The following is a 19,121-nucleotide window of genomic DNA, read 5'->3' on the forward strand; positions in this document are numbered from 1 at the left end:
ATGTCCGAAGTATTAACATGACCGCGACCGTCATCGTCGACCCCGCCCTGGGTCGGACCGGCGCGCACAACCGCGGGTTCGCCGAACTGCTGGCCCTGCAAGGCAAGCAGGCAGGGTGCGGTGCGCTGGGCGTGTGGTGCAATGCCTCTATCGAGACGTCATTGCGTGATCATTTGGAGACAGCCGGACTGGTCGTCAAGCCGGTGTTTTCTGTCGAGTATTACCAGCTTATCCACAAGCCTGGCGGCATCGCCGATCACTGGACCTGGGTGCAGGCGTTGGCCCGGCAATACCGAGACGCGTTGGCAGGCATCCTGCAGGCATGGCCTGACGAGGTCATCCGCGTAATTCATCACACCCTGTCGTGGGAGCACGCCAGTGCGTTGTCGATTGCCATTCGCCTGCTCGGCGCACGTGGTGATCGGGTACAACATTTGTTGTTGCTGATGTACTCGCCTGGCATCGACCAGACCGGGAGGACGTACGACGAAGATCGACGACTGAACTATCGGCTCGCATTCCACTCGCTGGATACATTGCCCAATGTAAATATGTACGCCGGGTGCAGCGAGTACGCGCATGCCTATGCGGATTTGCTGGGACAGGTATCGCCGTTGCCCGTGCATCCGTGTTTCATTGGCGACTGGAGCGTGCCGCCGGACAACCGGCCCGCTCCCCGGGAGGGGCACGAGCGCATTGTGTTGTACGTGGGCGAGATCAAGCGGGAGAAGGGCTTTCTGGCCTTGCCCGATACCCTGCGCCGGTTGCTGCAAGGTGCGCCAGCCACACGCCGCTTCGTTGTCCAGTTCGTCAACGCACGCAATGATGCGTCGCGGCGGGTGCTTGCCGCGATCGAACACATTGCCGCCGAGCATGCGAATGTCGAGCTGCACCACGGCTTCTGGAGCGATGAACAACTGCACCAGCAATTGGCATCTTGCGACGTCCTGCACCTGACGTATGACGCGGAGGCGTATGCGCACAAGACATCCGGGCTGTTATGGCTGGCCGCGTGGTACGGCATCCCGGTGGTGGTTCCGGCGCAGGGCTGGTTGCAACGCGAGGCAAGGCGGCTGGGGCTGGCTTCGCTTACCGACGCCAGCGCGACCAGCGCCGGGCCGGTCCATCACGCTGCCGTCGACGACAGCTATCGCCGCATGCTGTTCACCCCATTTTGGACTTGGCTGGAGCAGCAGGGCCGGGTGCCTGATCGCCGGCAACCAATAGTGGGGCCGGGGCGGCAGAGTTTGGTCGCCAACCTGGAAGACGGCGCCGATGTGGTTGTCTTCTGGAAGCAGAACGATTCCACACTCTATGGCCGACGCGTCGACATGGTGGTGCGCTACCTGGCCTCGCGCGCCGACGTGCGCCGCGTGCTGGTCATCGACGCGCCGATCGGCGACGCCAATCTGGAACAGCTGGGAGAACATGCTGCCGCGACACATCATGGTCGGTTGATTCAGGCGCGCACTCTGGCCAAGCATGCCGGCGGTTTTGACGCAGGAAAAGTGTCCTACGACGTGTTCGTTTGCCCACTTGGAGAATTTCGTTTTCGCGAGGATGGTAGTGGGCGGCCGCGCTTCATAGAGGGCTATGTCGAATTCCTTCAGGGCGCTTTCGCCAGACAGGGCATCGATCCGCGCCGAGCGCTGTTCTGGGTCTACCCCCGCAATTTCCATGCCCCGGCGCTGGTGCAAAAATTCCAGCCGGCGCGGGTCGTGGTGGACGTGGTCGACGACGACCGCGCCTGGCCGGGGGTGCAGGAAAGAACGCGACGCGCACTGTCCGACAATCTGCGTAGCCTGTTGCAATCGGCCGACATGGTATTCGCCAACTGTGCACCGGTGCAGCAGGCCATTCGCGAGTTCCGTCCGGATATCCGGCTGGTACCCAATGGATGTGACCCCCAACCTCCCGCAGTGCAGCCGCGAAACGAAGCTTTCCGATCGTTTTGTCAGCGCCCTGGAAAAGTGATTGGCTTTGTCGGCAACCTGGAAAGCAAGATCGACATCGCGCTGCTGAACAAGCTGGCCGAGCGCTTCAACGATTGTCATATCGTGCTGATAGGTTCCACCCATGCGAACCCGCAGGTGCTGGAGCTGGCCCGGCACGCCAATGTCAGCCTGCCCGGTGTGGTGCCCTACGACGAAATCGGGGCATGGTTGCGCCGTTTCGATGTCGGCCTGATCCCGCACCTGGACATGGAGCTCACCCGCCACATGAATCCGCTCAAGGCCTATGTCTACCTGTCTATGCACGTGCCGGTGGTGGCGACGGCGGTGCGCAACATCGACACCGGCCAAGGCCTGATACACATCGCGACTACGCACGCGGAGTTCCTTGATGAGGTGGCCCGGGTGCTGGCCGGCGCGCGACCGGAGAAGCGCGCCTTCGCGGACTACGTGGACGCCAACAGCTGGCCTGTGCGTTTCGCCGCACATATTGATGAACTCGTGCTTGCGCAGTTATCTCCTGCCAGCGTCGAGTCCGGCGCCACCTTGCCCCGACGCCCCACTTGGTTACGTTGGCTTCGTGCAGCGTGGCGCAATCAGGGAGTGATCCGATGAGTCGGATCCAGGACGATGTGCCGCTGATCGAAGCGTCCGGACTGCTTGACAATGACTGGTACCTCCGGCGATATCCGGACGTCAGCAGGCTGGGCATCAGCGCCGCCGAACATTACCTGCGTCTGGGTGCCGCTCTGCTGCGCGACCCGGGACCGTTGTTCAGCACACGACACTATGTCCAAGCTAATCCCGATGTAGTCAACGCGGGAACGAATCCCCTTGTCCACTATCTGGTGGCGGGCAAGGACGAAGGCCGTACCAGCGTCTCGGCGGAACAACCGGTGTCTGCGGTTCAAACGGACAACAATGTTCGTGACGTGTCGATACTGCGAAGCAGCCCGCTGTTCGATGCGCGCTACTACCTTGACAACTATCCAGACGTGCGCAAGCACGGTATGGATCCGTTGTTGCACTACGTCAAGCACGGCGCACGCGAGGGCCGGCAGCCCAACCCCTGGTTCTCCACGCGGCTGTATCGCGCCACCTGCCAACCGGCCGACGACAGTACCAATCCGCTGATCCATTACCTGCACAATCCCGACAACGCCACCCTTGCGACTTCCGCGCACTTCGATGGCGGCTTTTATTCGTCCCGGTACGATGATGTTGTCCGATCGGGCATCACGCCACTGGAGCATTATCTGGAAAAGGGCGTGCTGGAAGGACGGCAAACGCTGTACGCCACACCTGCGCATGCGCCCGTCGCCCGAATCGTCGATTGTCGACGGATCAGGACCACCGTCGTCGTCCCGGTCTACAACGCCAGCGCCGAAGCGCAGGCATGCATCCGCAGCATCCTGCGTCACACCCCGCTGGGCGCGGCCAATCACCTGTTGATCATCGACGACGCCAGCACAGATCCGGGTATCCGCGAAGTGTTGCAGGAGTTTGCCAGCCTGCCCGGTATCTGCGTCGTCCGTAACTCGTCCAACCTGGGCTACACACGCACGGTCAACAAGGGCTGCGAGCTTGCCGAAGGCAATGACGTCGTCTTGCTCAATAGCGACACCGTGGTTGGTCCGCATTGGCTGCGGAATCTCAAGGTCGCCGCCTATCGCAGCGATGGGACCGGCACAGTGACCGCCGTATCCAACAATGCGGGCGCATTCTCCGTGCCGCGTGCGGGCAGCAACGACCTGCCCAAAGGCCTGGACGTCGAGGCGGTCGCACGCGTCATCGCCGCCTGCCGGTTCCGCGAACCGTTTGAAGTCCCCACGGGTAACGGCTTTTGCATGTATATCAAGCGCGCCTTGATCGACGACATCGGCGTATTCGACGCAGACAGCTTTCCCATCGGTTACGGCGAGGAGAACGAGTTCTGCATGCGCGCGCTGATGGCGGGCTGGTGCCATCGCGTCGACCCCGGAACCTACGTAGGCCATATACGCTCTGCCTCCTTCGGCGAGCGCAGGCGGCCACTTGCGGAAGCGGGCATGCAACGTGTGCAGCAGATGTACCCGGAATACGCCGGCGCCGTCCGGGGCATGGGCATGTCACGCAACTTCGAGATCGCCCGCTACCGCATTGCCCGAAAGCTGGAATGGTGGATGCAGAACGGGCGTAAACCCAAGCCACGTATCATGTATGTCATCTCCATTCGCGTCGGCGGTACACCGCAGACCAATGCAGACCTGATGCACGCGGTCGCCGACGATTACGATTGCTTTGCCCTGTGGTGCGATCGCAATGTGATCGAGGTGCTGCAGGCAGACGGTACAGGTTACAAAACCCTGCAACGTTACCCATTGACGGAGCCGGTCCGCTTCGCCACCCACGTCAGTGGCGAGTACGACGACATCGTGCGTTCGATCCTGGTCGACTGGGGCATCGATTTGTTGCACATCCGCCATCTGGCCTGGCACAGCCTGAACCTGGTGGATGTGGCCCGAAGCCTGGACATCCCGGTTATTCACTCCTTCCACGATTTCTACACGATCTGCCCATCGGTGACTCTGATCGGAGAAGACGGCAGCTACCAGCCGACCGGCGTGACTCAACACGTGCGCAATCCGTTATGGCGCAATGACCCTACCGCCAGTGGGTTGACCGGGGACTGGCTCGATCACTGGCAGCAACGCATGCAGCAGACGCTGTCCGACTGCGCGACCTTCGTCACCACCTGCCAGAGCGCCAAGGATATTCTCGTACAGGCACTGCCGAGCCTCGCGGCGCGCGCGCCGGACATCCACGTCATTCCGCATGGCCGCGATTTCGAGCAGTTCGCACAGCTGGCCGACAACACCTCCATCGAAGATGGCGAACCCCTGCGCATCTTGTTGCCCGGAAACATCGGCCTGCAGAAGGGGATGGAGCTGGTCAAGCAGATCAAGAATCTGGATGTCGAAAACAAGCTGGAATTCCACCTGCTCGGCAAGGGCGGCCCAGGCCTGGCCGAATACGTGGTCGACCACGGCAGCTATCAACGACACCAGTTCGCCGAACGCGTGGCCAGGATCAAGCCGCATATCGGTGCAATCCTGTCCATATGGCCCGAAACCTATTGCCACACCCTCACGGAGTGCTGGTCCTGCGGTATTCCGGTGATAGGCATCGATCTGGGCGCGGTGGGGGAGCGTATTGGCCGGCATAAAGGTGGCTGGCTGGTCGACGCGCCTGCCAATGCCGACACCTTGTTCTACAGGTTGCTGGATATTCGCTCATCTCGAAGTGGTTGGCGTGAAGCAGCCGAGGCGGTCATGGATTGGCAGCTGGGAGAGGGCCGAAAGAACACAACGGCCCGCATGGCGGAGGCGTACGTTGCGCTATACCGCTCGATTGCCGGCGCGGCACCGCATAAGAGCCTGACTCTGTGAGTCTACCTGTGGCAAAGTCAGCATATGAAACCTGCTGTTTCGCGCCGCATGCACGTGGTAAAGAGGGAGTCCGCACAGGTTCGTGCGCGTACTCAATGGCTGCTGGGCGACGCTCAGCTTGCATCACCCCTGATACTTGTACTTCCCAAGTCAGTATGACGATCTAGCTCATATGATCCGGCGACCATCCTGGCTCCCGTCATGAGCCTTGAATTGGCGACCAATCGAAATGGGTCGCCAGCACTGCGTCAAGTAGCGCTTGGGTCGTTGTCATCACGTTGTTGGCGCACTATTGCCCACCATCAATGTTGCCCGTTTCCGCCAGACGGTCGCAGACGCTAGATGATGCGGTCGCTGCTCAAGTCACCCGCAACAACCAGCTGCAAGCTGGCGTGGCGGGGACGTTTCATCATACGGCTGCTGCGTAGCTGATGCGCACGACGAGGAGATTGGTATTGTCGGAATACTCGGCGGCGCGATCATATCGGCAGACATAGCGGGGCTATCAGCTATGGGTGGCCGACGCGTCACCGGTGGTGCCGCCTGCAGATGCCGGCTTGGGAGGAATGGTGACGTAGGCCCGGTTCCGATCAACAAGCACCGGCACCTCTTCCGATACGTTAGTAGGGTCATTGGACTCATGCCGCTTCCAGCCCGAGTCGGGTACACGACATAGGCTTCCCAGCCCAACTTTATTTGCCACGGAACCTATCCTGGTTCTCGACGAACCAGCGATAGGCATCTCGCAAGCCGGTTTCCAGGTCGATGTTCGCCGTCCAGCCCAGCGACGTGAGGCGCGATACATCCATTAATTTGCGCGGTGTGCCGTCCGGCTTGCTGGCATCGAACCCCAGTCGTCCCTGGTAGCCGGTCACCCGTGCCACGGCTTCGGCCAGCTCGCGGATGGTGCAGTCCACGCCGGTCCCGACGTTGATGTGCGACAGCATCGGCTGCGTGTGCTCGCGCCAGACCTCGTCTGGAAGCTCCATCACATGCACGCTGGCGGCCGCCATGTCGTCAACGTGCAGGAACTCCCTCATCGGCGTGCCACTGCCCCAGATCACCACTTCAGGCGCTCCAGCCAGCGTCGCTTCGTGGAAGCGTCGCAGCAGGGCCGGGATGACGTGGCTGTTATCCGGATGGAAGTTGTCGAACGGACCGTAGAGATTGGTCGGCATCACGCTGCGATAGTCGCGGCCGTACTGCCGGTTGTAGCTCTCGCAAAGCTTGATGCCAGCGATCTTGGCGATGGCATAGGGTTCGTTGGTCGGCTCCAGCACGCCGGTGAGTAGCGACGACTCGGGCATCGGCTGCGGTGCGTGCTTGGGATAGATGCAGGACGAACCCAGCAGCAGGATCTTCTGCACGTCGGCCTGGTGCGCGGCGTGCACCAGGTTGCACTCCATCAGCAGGTTCTCGTAGATGAATTCCGCTGGGAACGTGTTGTTGGCGTGGATGCCGCCGACCTTGGCGGCCGCCAGGTACATCTGGTCGATGCGCTCGTCGGCGAAGAACCGCTCCACTTCCGTTTGCCGGCACAGGTCGAGCTCGGCGCGACTGCGGGTGACGACTTCCACTCCCTCGACGCCGGACAGTCGGCGTACGATCGCCGATCCGACCATGCCGCGGTGGCCAGCGACGAATACTCGGGTGGCCGCCACTGTCAGTGCTCCGTGGACAGGTACACGTCGTACCCGTGGCCGCGCAGCAGGGCACCGCGCTTGGCCTCGGACAGATCCGCCGCCACCATTTCGGCACACATCTCCTGCACCGTGATCTCTGGCGTCCAGCCGAGCTTTTCCTTGGCCTTGGTCGGGTCGCCCAGCAGAGTCTCGACCTCCGCCGGGCGGAAGTAGCGCGGATCAACCTGGACGACGACGTCGCCGGGCTTGAGCATCGGTGCGTCGCCGCCGCGTACGCTCTCTACGATACCGACCTCGTCGACACCAGTGCCCTCGAAGCGCAGTGTCACACCCAACTCCTCGGCCGACCACTGGATGAACTGGCGCACGGAGTACTGCACGCCGGTCGCGATCACGAAGTCCTCGGGCTCGTCTTGCTGCAGCATCATCCACTGCATGCGGACGTAGTCCTTGGCATGCCCCCAGTCGCGCAGCGCGTCCAGGTTGCCCATGAAGAGTTTCTTCTCAAGGCCTTGGGCGATGTTCGACAGGCCGCGGGTGATCTTGCGGGTGACGAACGTCTCGCCGCGGCGGGGGCTTTCGTGGTTGAACAAGATACCGTTGCAGGCGTACATACCGTATGCCTCGCGATAGTTGACGGTGATCCAGTACGCATAGAGCTTGGCCACCGCATATGGGCTGCGAGGGTAGAAGGGCGTGGTCTCCTTCTGCGGGATCTCCTGCACGAGCCCGTACAGTTCGGACGTGCTGGCCTGGTAGAAGCGAGTCTTCTTCTCCAAGCCGAGTAGCCGGATCGCCTCCAGCAATCGTAGCGTTCCCATCGCGTCGGTGTCGGCCGTGTACTCCGGGGCCTCGAAGCTGACTGCCACGTGGCTTTGCGCGCCCAGGTTGTAGACCTCATCTGGCTGCACCTGCTGCAGGATGCGCGTCAGGTTCGAAGAGTCGGTCAAGTCGCCGTAGTGCAGGATGAAGTGCGCATGGTCGACATGCGGATCCTGATAGACGTGGTCGATGCGATGGGTATTGAACAACGACGCGCGGCGCTTGATGCCATGCACTTCGTAGCCTTTAGCCAGCAGGAATTCCGCCAGGTATGAGCCGTCCTGGCCGGTGACACCGGTGATCAATGCACGCTTTTTGTCGGTCTTCACGAGTTACCCCTAGTAGCCAATATTCGTATATTTGTCCATTGCCTACTGCTCACGCGGAAGCCTGCCTTCCTCTCGGCAGCACTCCATGAAATGCAGCAGCGGATTAAGCCCGCTCTTTGCAACCTCCAAGCTTGACATCAAGAAATAGGAGGGCATACAAGCAGAACAACCCATTTATCCTCCTGAGGTTGGAATCGCGCCGCAGCACTCAAAAACTTTGCGCCACCCAAGCGCATCACCATCCCAATTCTCAACTTGAGGGAGGCTACACATCCATCCTGCTTCAACTGATTTAAACTCATTAACCAAAGGCGACGCCCACAAAAAAAATAGCTCCCCTGACGGAAAAGCTCTTTTGAACGTATTGCAAAGATCTTGTCTCCTAACCTCCGTCAGATCTTCTGCCACTTGCGCATAGCGAACCAGCAAGACCCGCTCCCCACTCTTAAGAACTTCCCGAGTTCGCTCAGCTCGCCTCCTATACTTTTCTCTGACTAAATCTGCATGTTCAGCGAAGCTTGGAAGTATTACTTCTCTTTGACTTAGGTCAGGGTTAAGTCTATCAATCGGGAAATCATGCTGATATTGCAAGCCATTGGCAGAATCGATAAGTCTGATCTTCCTGTCGTCAGAGTACGTAAGGTTCTCTGGGAGGAGAATTTCTTCAAAATCGTTTTCAATTGCCTTTATTACAGCAGGGAGCGGTGAAATGAGCCAATCGAAATAATAGGCCTCATTTTGCCCCAATTGATTCCGAATCTGTTTGGCCGTCTGACAAGTCGCGCCAATTGATATGACTTTTGCGTACATTCCGCTTCCTTGGTGGGATCGGATGATTAAGTGCAGTTCGTGATGCCAGCTAATTTTCTGCTATTGGCGTCAGCCAACTTAGCATACCATTTAAAATCAGGGCGATTTTTAGCCAAAAGCGCTGAAATCTGGAATGACCTTTCATATTCACCGCAACGGAACAGGAAAAGAGCTTGGTGGAAAGAGTTGGCATCTTCTGGGGTCGATATATTCTCTTCACTAGCAACCACACGTCCAACTCCAGGACTCAATTCGTCACAAACAATCGGCTTGCACACCGTCACGCCAATGCACTGGACAGACTCAATATGAACTTCGACTCCTGGGACATCAATTCCAAGGCCGACGAACTCGGTAGCAGTTCTAGCTCTCGCACTAACAAGAACAAGCCCAGTATTCTCGTCGAGCATTACTGGATAAATAGCTTTTTGCTTGTTCTGCTGGGCGGACTCAAAATCTCCCCAACTTGCAAATTCCAAGACGGGAGAGGTCTCCCACGCCTTTATATTCAGAAGCGTGATTTTCAGTGGGGATGGGAGACCGAAAATAATGAACGCCGCCCCAAGAACTTCTTGCTCTTTAACCTTAAAGGGCGATTCAAGTCGAAACTCTACGCGACTATCGTTGATCGGCCGCCTTGAAATTCCAATCTCTGCATTTCTGGGAAGCGCCTTAAAAACCGAAGGCGAAGGATAACTTTTACTGCCTGTTATAGCTGAAAAGACTGCACGCCCGATCTCGCTATTTGCAGATTGCCTCATCTCGGGAGTCATCTGCAAATCACGAACAATTGTCTTTGCCATTCTCTCCGATGACTCATAAATTCGAAGCAGGGTATCGCTCCACGAACCATTATCAAAGCAGTCGACCCTGGAGTCTATGTTCAAGTTGAAAACTTTGACATCCCCTAACCTTGACTTCTGCTCAATAATTGCAGCGTTCGCATTCCTCCAGGAGCGTACGTGCAAATCCTTGCTTGGGTTTGGAATATTGAATTCGTCACCCTTCTGTTGATACCCGTCAAAAAAATAATTTGGGTTGTGGTTGACGTCAGCGGTTATAACCAACCTGTTCTTTGCGTCACCACTTTCCGCTCCTTCCACTCGCTCCACATAATTGCAATCAACCCCCGCGATGTGAATCTCGCGGAATCCGAGAAACACAAGAAAAAGGAGAGAGTATGAACCTGTAGTAATTGGCTCAACCTGGAACAAGGGACAGAGCGGACGAACATCTTCAAGAAAGATTATGCTCCGGGCAAATTCGAGTTCGGGATAAATATCCAGAATAGTTCGCCTCAAAAAGAATAACCGGATCCCATAGAGGTCCTGATTGTCTATTAGATTTTTTATCTCTTTTGCATGGGAGGCAATTACCACGGTGTCCATGCAGCAGTAATACGTCGGATACCAGCCAACGGAATCCCAGTACCGATAAGCTGCATTCATTCCGATGGTCGCCACGCCTTTCAATTTCTCAAAAGGCACTTCTTTGAGTGAAGGACCATTACCCAGAACCATGGCAACTTGAGACGAAATGAGCTCTTCAGAAGCCACTCTCAAGCCACACAAATTGGAATAAGTCCCTCGATGGTGGAATAAGGGCGAAGAAAATCCCTCCGGGAGTGTTTGCGATCGCTTTATTTCGGAGTATTCACCGTTAGACTTCCAGTTCTCAAGCGAAATGCTTGAAGAGTAATCCGTTGCAGGGCAAAAGCGCGCCGCCGAATCCACGGGGCATGACATAAGCGAGGCGAGATTCGAATACAGCGATTGATCCTGACGGTGACCATAGTAAGGATATCTAGCCAATGCTGCCAAAGGCGCATAACCAGCGCTGGCGCTATTAGCTACCGATATTTCAATATTATGGGTCCTGTCAAACAGCAAACTATTCTGCCATTTCCACTGTGGATGCTTGCTGTAAGCATTCAGATCTTTTTTGAGAGATAGTTGATAGGCACGGTCAACCAAGCTTTCGCCTATTGAGCCCACTTGATAGCCTACGACGCATGAGCAAACATGTTCATCACCCAGGTCTTCGGGTGACAACGACATAGCAGAAACTTGATTTGGATGGGTGAAAGACGCGTTTACAAGAGTCTTGTTCTTCCGATCATCATGGTTAATCAGGAAAATCCCTCTCTCCTCAATGATATCGAATATTTCTTCGAGAGAACTCGTTACACAAACTCCTGCGTCTATCCAAAGCACCTCGCCGTCACCGGTCAAATGCTTGCGAGCATCTTGAATGGCGTAACACTTATAGACATATGCCTTGGGGTGAAAGTAACCATCCCAAGGTTCAGTCTTGGGATATTTTTCAATGATTACGCCCTGCATCTTTTCAAGGATGCTTATTTGCGCGGGCGTCATCCCTAAATCGTAGACAATAATTGCATCTATGGAGTTTCTGCAATTTACGTGAATGCTGGCGACCAAATTAAGGCCTTGTGCAAAATATTTATCATTGAAACTGGTTGCTATGACTCGTGAGCCTTGAAAATCCGCGTGGCCTAGATTTTTTAATGCTTTCCCGCGCGAGAGCCTCCCCAGTAAATCGAAGGAGAGATGCGTTAGCGAGCTGCTTTCGCATATCTCAGGGATATCTATCGACGAGCCAACAGCGGCCCCTTGTCCATACGCTGCGGTCCAGTCATTATTATTGACGACATGTTCTTGCAGGCGCTTCATCCAATCCGGGTGTACATAACCAAAGCGATCTTTTACAAGCAAGAGTGTTTCCGCGAGCTGACGAGTTCTAAGGCCACACGTTTTAGAGTCGCTGTGCAAGGTAGCCTTTGCCAAGAAACGATCAATAAATTTGAATCGAACCCCCTCAGCTAGCAAGCGTATCCAATACTCGTAATCGAGAGTTAATTGATATCTCCTGTCAAGCAGGCCAATCCTGTCAACGATTTTTCTTCGAAAAAATAGCGCAGGCTGAAAGACGCCAATTTTATCAACAACGTCCCGCTTACTAGTAATGTTACGATTCACATATACGTCACGAATGCGCTCGCCATTAGTATCGACGTACCATCCCCGACCATAAACCACATCAACAGAGTCATCCCGGAAAGCATTCGCGACTTCTTGCAAAACGGTTTCATCAAACAAGAAATCGTCGGTATTAAGCCACGTTAAGATTTCCCCACTAGCACGCCGCAGTCCATTGTTAATGGCTTCTACTTGGCCGCCATCACGTTCAATTATGAGAGATGCATTTGAATTATTAGCTGCATATTGGTTAAGTATCTCCTGGCTTCCATCAGTTGATTGCCCGTCATGGATCAAATGTTCGAAGTTGCGATACGTCTGCTTCTGGACGGACTCTAAAGAGCGCCGCAAAAACAAAGATTGGTTGTAGCTCGCAGTTATTATTGAGAATTTCATCACTTATCAGTTGTTGTTGATTGTTGGAGAGATGTCGGTCGATCAGATTCGACGTTGAGAGGGCCACGGCGGAGCATGTGTCACGCACAATTATTCTGTCGCTTCTCACTACTTTCTCCTCATCTCGCCTGACGCCTGCCTCGTTCTAAAAAGGAATCCAGCCCATGAGTTTGAAGCTGGCACGATCTTGCTGATCGAGTAGCTGGTCATTCCGAATTCAGAAAATGCTCGTTTCATACCTGTTTCACTGAAATATGTCACGTGGGCGGAGGTGCTGTTAAATACACTAGACGCTCCGAATTCAGAGCCAACTTTTAGGTGTGAAGATCCATAATAGAATGGAACCGAGACGTACGCCATTGCCCCCGTACTAATGCAATATTTTGCTATCTCTTTAATTAAATCTCTCGGCTGTCGCAAATGCTCGAGCACCATGATACATGTGACCAGATCGCATGAACCACACAACGCCTTAGCTGTTTCCGAGGAAAAATACCCTGCATGGATACGTACAGAAAGATTGTTATTCCCAAACGAGGCGGCTTCTTCTCCAGGGTCGAACCCGAAAGCTTGATACCCCTTACTAGCTAGATAATGTATCCATGTCCCAATACCACAACCAATATCTACGACACTTTTGAACTTGTGGTGAGGAAGGAGAGCGTCCTCAAGGTGAGAGGACCACTCCAGATTTCTGGACATGACCTTCTTGTGCCAATTCACAGATGAGCTATCGGCCGGCTCATGACGAAAATGTGCTGATCCGCATGAAATGCAGTGGTATAGCACTGACCTCTGCCCAAAATATGGGGGCTCGAGCGGGAACTCTGCCACAGCTGTTGTAGCGTTGGCACAACAGACTGGGCATGGACCGTCGAGATGAATTACCGGATGGTTCATTCCGCCCTCATTCTTTTTGTTGCAAACGTCGCGTCTAGGTAGCTCGTGTCGTGAAAAATACCAACTGTTATTGCTTCATGGGTCATGCAATACGCTGCCAATGCCACCGTCGAGCCTGACGCAGGCGCCGTGCATAAAGCCTAGTGCTCTGTTTGCAATCATTACTGCAAGCGTGGCCACTTCGTCCGGCGTGCCAATACGCCCAGCGGGATGGCAACTTTCGAGCTGCGCCAGACCCTCTAAGTTATCGACGAATCCCTCTCGCAACATGCGGGTAGCGATGGCAGCAGGCTCGATGGCATTGACCCGAACACGCCCCCCAAGCTCCACCGCCATCGCCCGGGTCATCCCGCTCAATGCAGCCTTGCTGGTGGCGTAGGCAACGAAACCCGGCTTGGTCAGGTGGGCGTGGATGCTGCTGATGTTGAGCACGCAGCCGCGCTCCGCCTCTAGTTCTGGCAGGAAGGCCTGCGCCCAGAGGAACGGGGCCAGCAGGTTGACGTCGAGAGTATGGCGCCAGGTGTCGAGATCCAGCGATTCCAACGGCCCTAGGACCTGTACTGCGGCGTTGTTGACCAGCACCTCCAGCGGCCTACTGTCTAGAACTGCGCGGATGCCAGCGAAGGTCTGCGCGGCGTAGCCGGGGTCAGTAACCGTGCGGGCAAGATCACAGGCGATGTAATGCCCGCAGACCAACCCCGCGACCTGCGGAACGATATCGGTGGCGATCACCAGCCGGCCCGCATCGGTGAATGCGCGCACCAGCGCCTGTCCGATTCCGCCCGCCGCACCAGTGACGATTACGCAACCCAAGGCTCAGGTCTCCAGGAAACCGAAAAGCTTGTCCATCGCCTGCTGGCTGGCACGGCGCACCGCATCGCGGGTGTTGGAGCCGTTGTGCGAGCCGAAGATGCAGCGCTCCATCGCCCGCAGCGGCGACTCGGCCGGCAGCGGCTCGACCTCGAACACGTCCAGCGCCGCCGCCGCCACATGCCCGGACTGCAGCGCGGCGATCAGCGCCGGCTCGTCGATCAGCGGGCCGCGCGCGACGTTGACGACGTGCACGCCCGGCTTGGCCTCGGCCAGCACGTCGGCATTGAGCATGCGCTGGTTGTGCGCATTCAGCGAGCAGGTGAAGACGATGAAGTCGGCCTCCTCGATGCGCTGCGGCCACGCCGCGCGTTCGACGCCGGCGATACCGCCATCGTCGCTGTTGCCCGGGTCATAGGCCACGATCAGCATGTCGAATGCGGCCAGACGCTTGGCTGCGCTGCGGCCGATATCGCCGAAGCCGACCAGGGCCACACGCTTGCCGGACAGGCTCATGCCAGGCGGCTTTGGCCACTTGTTTTCCAGACGGATGCCGCGGTCGATCAGGAACAGGTCGCGGGCAAGGCCGATGACGTAACCGACGGCGACGTCCGCTACCTCGCCGCCGAACATGTTCGGCGTATTGATGATCGGGATGCCCAGGTCCTTGCAGGCGGCGAAATCGACGTTGTCGACGCCGATGCCCCATTTCACCGCGGCCTTCAGCCCGCCGGCCTTCGCGGCCTCGAATACACGCCGCGTCGCCGGGTCGTCGCCGATGATCCAGCCGTCGAAACCGGGCAGCGTCTGCACCAGCTCGTCCTGGGACATCACCTGGGTGACCTTCGCCGGCACCAGCTCGTAGCCGCGCGCCGCCGCCTGAGGGATGAACTCGTCGATCATGCCCAGCATGGGCGGGCAGGTCACCAGCACCTTCATTTCGCCGCTCCCTGTTCCTGCATGAAGCGCGCCGCCACCACGGCGAAGTCCCAGTCCTGCGGTGTGTCGATGTCGATCGATTCGAACTGCGGGCCTTCGAACATCATCGGCTTGCGGCCGATGCGGGCGTTGGTGGACTCGAAGCTGGGGCGGGTGAACAGATAGATGTTCGAGTTTTCCTCGAACCAGGGCTCAAGATCCTGGGTACGGACCAGATTGTCCGGGTCGTGGTTCACCGGGCTGCAGTCGGCGCGGTAGAACCGGGTCTGGATCTTGTCCACGGTGAACAGCGAGTCGGCGCTTGCGGCGGCGCGGGATTGCTCGAACCCGGCCAGCGCCTTGCGGATCGTGTCCGCGCTTACCAGCGGGTTGGTGGTGTGGGTCATCAGGTACACGTCGGCGTCGACGTTGGCGACATCGTCGGCCAGGACCAGGTTCATCGAAACCATATCACCGCAGATTTCCGGTTTACGGTCGCGGATGACGATGCGGTCGGTCTCGACCAAGCCGTTTTCGGCAAGGATGTGGCGTGCATCGGTGTTGATGATTACCTGATCGATCTCGTCAACTTCAAGTAGTGTGTCCAGGATCCAGCGGAACAGGGGTTTGCCACAGAATTCACGGAAGTTTTTGCCTTTGACGCGCTCGCTGTTGGCCTTCATGGGTAGCAGGGCGACGATGCGTGGGCGGGGTGTGGTCATGACGGATCCGATGTTGTGTTGCAGGGATGGTGAGGCGACTCGTCGGGAGATAAGTCACGGCAGGGCATTTCGCCACACTAGTTGGGATAGAAATATTTGTCCTTCTCAGCATGCGACAGCTTGCGGTGCTCGCGATTGCCTTTGAAGGAGCCGGTGTACTGATGAAGCCGGTACAACACGATCACCCATGCCTTGCGCAGCCAGACGCCTTCGCGTCGCGCGCAGCGCCAGTCGCGCCAGATACTGCTGCTGATGTACCGGATGGTATCGCGATGGCGGACATGAATCTGCGGCATGATCCGCTGCAATGCCAGCGCCTCGCGCTCGAACCGGCGTTGCACCTGCGGCCAGGATTCGGCGTGGTGATGATAGACGCAGGCCTCGGCCACGTACCCGATGCGGCCTTTGTTGCGATGCAGGCGCTGCGCCAGCTCCAAGTCTTCCAGGCCGGTGACGTCTTCATCGAACCGGTGTTGCGCCCACGCACTGCGTGCGATCGCGGAGTTGGCGTTGTTGCAGAAGAAACCCTCCTGCGGAACGCTGGATTGGTCGGGGAAGTACTTGGCGAAGATGCGGCATTCGCTGTAGCGGCTCTCCGGTCCACCAATCTGCTTGCCGTAACTGTAGTCGACGAGGCCGTCGATGATGGGCTGGCACAGCGACTGCAGCCAATGCTCGCTATGCGGCACGCAATGGCCGCTTATCAGAACGAGGATTTCGCCGCTGGCTGCCTCGCAGCCGCGGTTCAACGAGCGCCCGAAGGAGAACTCGTCGCGAGCGATGTGGGTGATCACGCAGCCATGCTTCTCGGCGATGGCCAGTGTGTCGTCGGTCGAGCCTGAGTCGACCAATACGGTTTCGACTTCCAAGCCTGGGGCTTCCTGACGGGCGATGCCTTCAAGCAATTCGCCCAGGTAACGTCCTTCGTTGAGGGTACGGATGACAATGCTGACGATCATTATGGCTCAGAGAGGTATGTTGTCGGGCTGCACGTGCAGTAAGAAGTTCGGCTGCATTTGCGCGTATACCGCGCGGATTTCGTCGACGCTCACGGCATTGGCGGCGAACATGTCCCAGTGGACTGGCACTACGTGCTGGAAGCCCAGCTCGTCGGCCATCTGGAAGGCTTCGCGAACCGACATGTTGCCGATGATGCCGCGACGCCCACGGAAGAAATTGTGTTCATTGACCGGCAGAAAGGCAGTGGAGATGGAGCGGAGTGTGTCCAACTGGTCGATCAGCTCCTGGGTGACGCTGGTGTCGCCGGCCAGGTACAGTCGCTTGGCGCGGTATTCGATGACGAAACCGACGTGGCGCAGTTGGCCAAACTCGTTGCGCTCGATCCGAGGGTGGGCGGCAGCGACGGCGTGTACTTTCAGACCGTCTGCGAGCTCCGACCATGTCTCGGTGGCTAGTCGCAGTCGGTCCTTGGAGACGCCCCACTGCTCTAGCAGTTGCAGCACCGGCGCCGGTCCCATGAAGCAGGCTGCGGGTGACGCGGCAGCTAGCTGCGGAAGGGTGTGCGGGTCGCAGTGATCGATGTGTTCGTGGGTGATCAGTACCCAGTCGGCATCAGTGATCTGTTCGGGGGGACAGGGAATGGGCAACAGGCGGGCCAGGTCGGGCGCATCCAGCTCCTGCACCGAATTCGACAGGTAGGGGTCGAGGTAGACCATGCATCCCGGAAACGCCAGTCGGCAGCCGGATTGGCCGAGCAATTGCGTGGGAACACGCAAAGCCTGACTTCCGTGTTTGTTGTTCATTACAGCCCCAGTGCCGTGTAGTCAGCTTTTTCGAAAATGTCGCACGCCCCGTCCAGCGTGGCGTCGATTATACGACGTCCGCTGCGCTCGTACTCGCAGCGGGCGATCCGATAGGATTCTTCTGAATGGGCCAAGTCGGGATTATCCCAGCTCTGGCCGTGTCCGAAGTAATCCGGGCTGAAATGGTTGGGGTCGGGGCCGTTGAGCGTCTGGGTCTGGTTGGGCGCGCCGGCGTATTCGAAGCGATGGTCCATGCCGATCAGTACCACTTCCCTGAAACCCATGTAATGGGCGACCTGCAGTGCCGCGTAGGTCACGGTCCAGCCTTCATGCACGCCTTTGGCGATGTCATGGCAGAAGCGGTTGGGCGCACGGGTCGTGTTGATCCGGTAGCTGAGTCCGCTTTCGGGGATGATGCCGTCGGCCCGATCGCTGATGAACTTGACGCAGTTGAGCGTCTTGATGATGTTTGCGGACTGCTCCAGTACCTTCCTGTTCACTGCCACGTAGTACTGCGGGTAGAAGTCAAACTTCCTGAAACCGAGGAAGATCTTGTTCATGCCGATGACGGTCTGCCGACGCAGGAAGGAGAGGTCCATCCGGTTGAGCGAAGGGCCGTTGGCTATAAGGACGCAACGCTCTCCGCGATGTCGATCGTGTAACAACGAGAACCTGCTCATTTATTCATAGCCCAGCAGTTTCTTGAGCAACACGTAATGCACCGACGCGTTCACCTCTGAGGCCATGTCCGCATCGATGGGGCGGGGTTCGCGTATCTCCAGATGATCGGCCGTCCTGCCGCTGTCCCCGGTCATGCGGAAGACGTTGAACAGCGATTCGAACTGCTCAGAGAAAGGCAATTCCAAGCAAGTGCAGATATCCGACATCACCGTCGCCGGATACCTGAGGAAGTCTTCGTACTTGAAAACGGGAGCTTCCCGGTGGTCCTCCATGAAAGCAATATATCTCTTACAGTACTCGTCGAATGTGCTTGATTGAAAATGCAATTGCCATTTACGTGATTTCAACGAGAGGAAACTTTCGATGGGGTTCCTGACTGTCACGACTGAGAGGATGTCGTGCCTTTGCGCGACCATGGCAGCCAGGTGCGGCTCACCAGACACGCCGGCCCCTGAGCAGTAATGGCTGTGTGAATGTTCCCGCAGCACTAGCCGGTAACCCTGTTTCAGGGCTTCGTTGTAGATCACGTCCAAGTCGTTCAGGAACAGCTTGATGAGGACGGAAGATTCGACTCCGCGGGTGCTCTGCCTCATTTGCCTGATCATGTCGGTCGGTGCGAAGGTCGGCTTGCCTTGCACGTCGTTCAACGTGCTCAGCGGATTGACTTCGCTAAGCAGCTGCGTGTTGGGCATCGCTGCTATGCATTTGCTGAACAGCGTGCCTCCAGTGCAGGCGAAATGGTGCAGAACGCGCACTGGCTCTTTCCTCAGCGATTGCCGTGCGTCGCAAAGCGCCAAGCACTGCTCCACCAGACTACCGAAGTTCTGATTGCAGGGTAACGCGGTCTCGTTCCCGGATGAAAACTCATCCAGCAGGGCCAGTGCCTCGTCCAGCGTTGCTGCCAGATTTTTCATCACATCCACGGGTGGACTCGACATCAACATGGAG

At 57.3% G+C, this 19,121-nt stretch carries 14 protein-coding genes; 2 read left to right on the top strand and 12 right to left on the bottom strand.

Annotation, left to right across the window (positions count from 1 at the left end; all coding sequences use genetic code 11):
- The first annotated feature begins 17 nt into the window (after positions 1-17).
- Positions 18-2,567, top strand: coding sequence for a glycosyltransferase (locus ACW7G0_RS00775; RefSeq protein WP_456987013.1), 2,550 nt, complete (start codon positions 18-20; stop codon positions 2,565-2,567).
- Positions 2,564-5,380: a glycosyltransferase gene (locus ACW7G0_RS00780; protein ID WP_456987015.1), complete on the top strand. Its 2,817-nt coding sequence runs from the start codon at positions 2,564-2,566 to the stop codon at positions 5,378-5,380. Before ACW7G0_RS00775 ends, ACW7G0_RS00780 begins: the two co-directional genes overlap by 4 nt.
- Positions 5,381-6,072: 692 nt before the next feature.
- Here ACW7G0_RS00780 and fcl read toward each other — a convergent pair.
- From fcl to ACW7G0_RS00840, 12 genes are all read right to left on the bottom strand, one after another.
- The gene (gene fcl / locus ACW7G0_RS00785) at positions 6,073-7,041 is read right to left on the bottom strand and encodes a GDP-L-fucose synthase (RefSeq protein ID WP_456987017.1); all 969 of its coding nucleotides are present in this window, start codon (positions 7,039-7,041) and stop codon (positions 6,073-6,075) included.
- 2 nt (positions 7,042-7,043) lie between these two features.
- A complete protein-coding gene (gene gmd, locus ACW7G0_RS00790; protein ID WP_456987019.1) occupies positions 7,044-8,174 on the bottom strand; it encodes a GDP-mannose 4,6-dehydratase in 1,131 nt (376 codons plus the stop codon).
- A 174-nt stretch (positions 8,175-8,348) separates the two neighbouring features.
- Entirely contained in the window at positions 8,349-8,984 is a 636-nt protein-coding gene (locus ACW7G0_RS00795) for a DUF1796 family putative cysteine peptidase (protein ID WP_456987021.1), read from the bottom strand.
- Between the two features lie 26 nt (positions 8,985-9,010).
- Complete coding sequence (locus ACW7G0_RS00800; protein ID WP_456987023.1) at positions 9,011-12,379, bottom strand: glycosyltransferase; 3,369 nt, start codon at positions 12,377-12,379, stop codon at positions 9,011-9,013.
- A 108-nt stretch (positions 12,380-12,487) separates the two neighbouring features.
- Positions 12,488-13,081, bottom strand: coding sequence for a class I SAM-dependent methyltransferase (locus ACW7G0_RS00805; RefSeq protein WP_456987025.1), 594 nt, complete (start codon positions 13,079-13,081; stop codon positions 12,488-12,490).
- Between the two features lie 273 nt (positions 13,082-13,354).
- The gene (locus ACW7G0_RS00810; RefSeq protein WP_456987027.1) at positions 13,355-14,092 is read right to left on the bottom strand and encodes an SDR family NAD(P)-dependent oxidoreductase; all 738 of its coding nucleotides are present in this window, start codon (positions 14,090-14,092) and stop codon (positions 13,355-13,357) included.
- A gap of 3 nt (positions 14,093-14,095) precedes the next feature.
- Positions 14,096-15,028 (bottom strand): phosphoglycerate dehydrogenase, encoded by a 933-nt coding sequence (locus ACW7G0_RS00815; protein ID WP_456987029.1) that lies wholly within the window; start codon positions 15,026-15,028, stop codon positions 14,096-14,098.
- Positions 15,025-15,729 carry an acylneuraminate cytidylyltransferase family protein gene (locus ACW7G0_RS00820; protein ID WP_456987031.1) on the bottom strand — a complete coding sequence of 235 codons (705 nt, stop codon included), beginning with the start codon at positions 15,727-15,729 and terminating at the stop codon, positions 15,025-15,027. The genes ACW7G0_RS00815 and ACW7G0_RS00820 overlap by 4 nt, the downstream gene beginning before the upstream one ends.
- A gap of 77 nt (positions 15,730-15,806) precedes the next feature.
- A complete protein-coding gene (locus ACW7G0_RS00825; RefSeq protein WP_456987033.1) occupies positions 15,807-16,688 on the bottom strand; it encodes a glycosyltransferase in 882 nt (293 codons plus the stop codon).
- A 6-nt stretch (positions 16,689-16,694) separates the two neighbouring features.
- Positions 16,695-17,492: an MBL fold metallo-hydrolase gene (locus tag ACW7G0_RS00830; protein WP_456987035.1), complete on the bottom strand. Its 798-nt coding sequence runs from the start codon at positions 17,490-17,492 to the stop codon at positions 16,695-16,697.
- Positions 17,492-18,172, bottom strand: coding sequence for a 6-hydroxymethylpterin diphosphokinase MptE-like protein (locus tag ACW7G0_RS00835; protein WP_456987037.1), 681 nt, complete (start codon positions 18,170-18,172; stop codon positions 17,492-17,494). The genes ACW7G0_RS00830 and ACW7G0_RS00835 overlap by 1 nt, the downstream gene beginning before the upstream one ends.
- The gene (locus tag ACW7G0_RS00840) at positions 18,173-19,096 is read right to left on the bottom strand and encodes a hypothetical protein (protein WP_456987039.1); all 924 of its coding nucleotides are present in this window, start codon (positions 19,094-19,096) and stop codon (positions 18,173-18,175) included.
- Positions 19,097-19,121: the final 25 nt, after the last annotated feature.

Source organism: Lysobacter sp. A286, from assembly GCF_054052105.1.

Bases quoted from the DNA above. Each gene is read 5' to 3' on its own strand.
- ACW7G0_RS00805 (WP_456987025.1), bottom strand. From the start codon at position 13,081: ATGTCCAGAAATCTGGAGTGGTCCTCTCACCTTGAGGACGCTCTCCTT.
- ACW7G0_RS00830 (WP_456987035.1), bottom strand. From the start codon at position 17,492: ATGAACAACAAACACGGAAGTCAGGCTTTGCGTGTTCCCACGCAATTG.
- ACW7G0_RS00825 (WP_456987033.1), bottom strand. From the start codon at position 16,688: ATGATCGTCAGCATTGTCATCCGTACCCTCAACGAAGGACGTTACCTG.
- ACW7G0_RS00820 (WP_456987031.1), bottom strand. From the start codon at position 15,729: ATGACCACACCCCGCCCACGCATCGTCGCCCTGCTACCCATGAAGGCC.
- ACW7G0_RS00835 (WP_456987037.1), bottom strand. From the start codon at position 18,172: ATGAGCAGGTTCTCGTTGTTACACGATCGACATCGCGGAGAGCGTTGC.
- ACW7G0_RS00815 (WP_456987029.1), bottom strand. From the start codon at position 15,028: ATGAAGGTGCTGGTGACCTGCCCGCCCATGCTGGGCATGATCGACGAG.
- ACW7G0_RS00775 (WP_456987013.1), top strand. From the start codon at position 18: ATGACCGCGACCGTCATCGTCGACCCCGCCCTGGGTCGGACCGGCGCG.
- ACW7G0_RS00780 (WP_456987015.1), top strand. From the start codon at position 2,564: ATGAGTCGGATCCAGGACGATGTGCCGCTGATCGAAGCGTCCGGACTG.
- ACW7G0_RS00800 (WP_456987023.1), bottom strand. From the start codon at position 12,379: ATGAAATTCTCAATAATAACTGCGAGCTACAACCAATCTTTGTTTTTG.
- ACW7G0_RS00795 (WP_456987021.1), bottom strand. From the start codon at position 8,984: ATGTACGCAAAAGTCATATCAATTGGCGCGACTTGTCAGACGGCCAAA.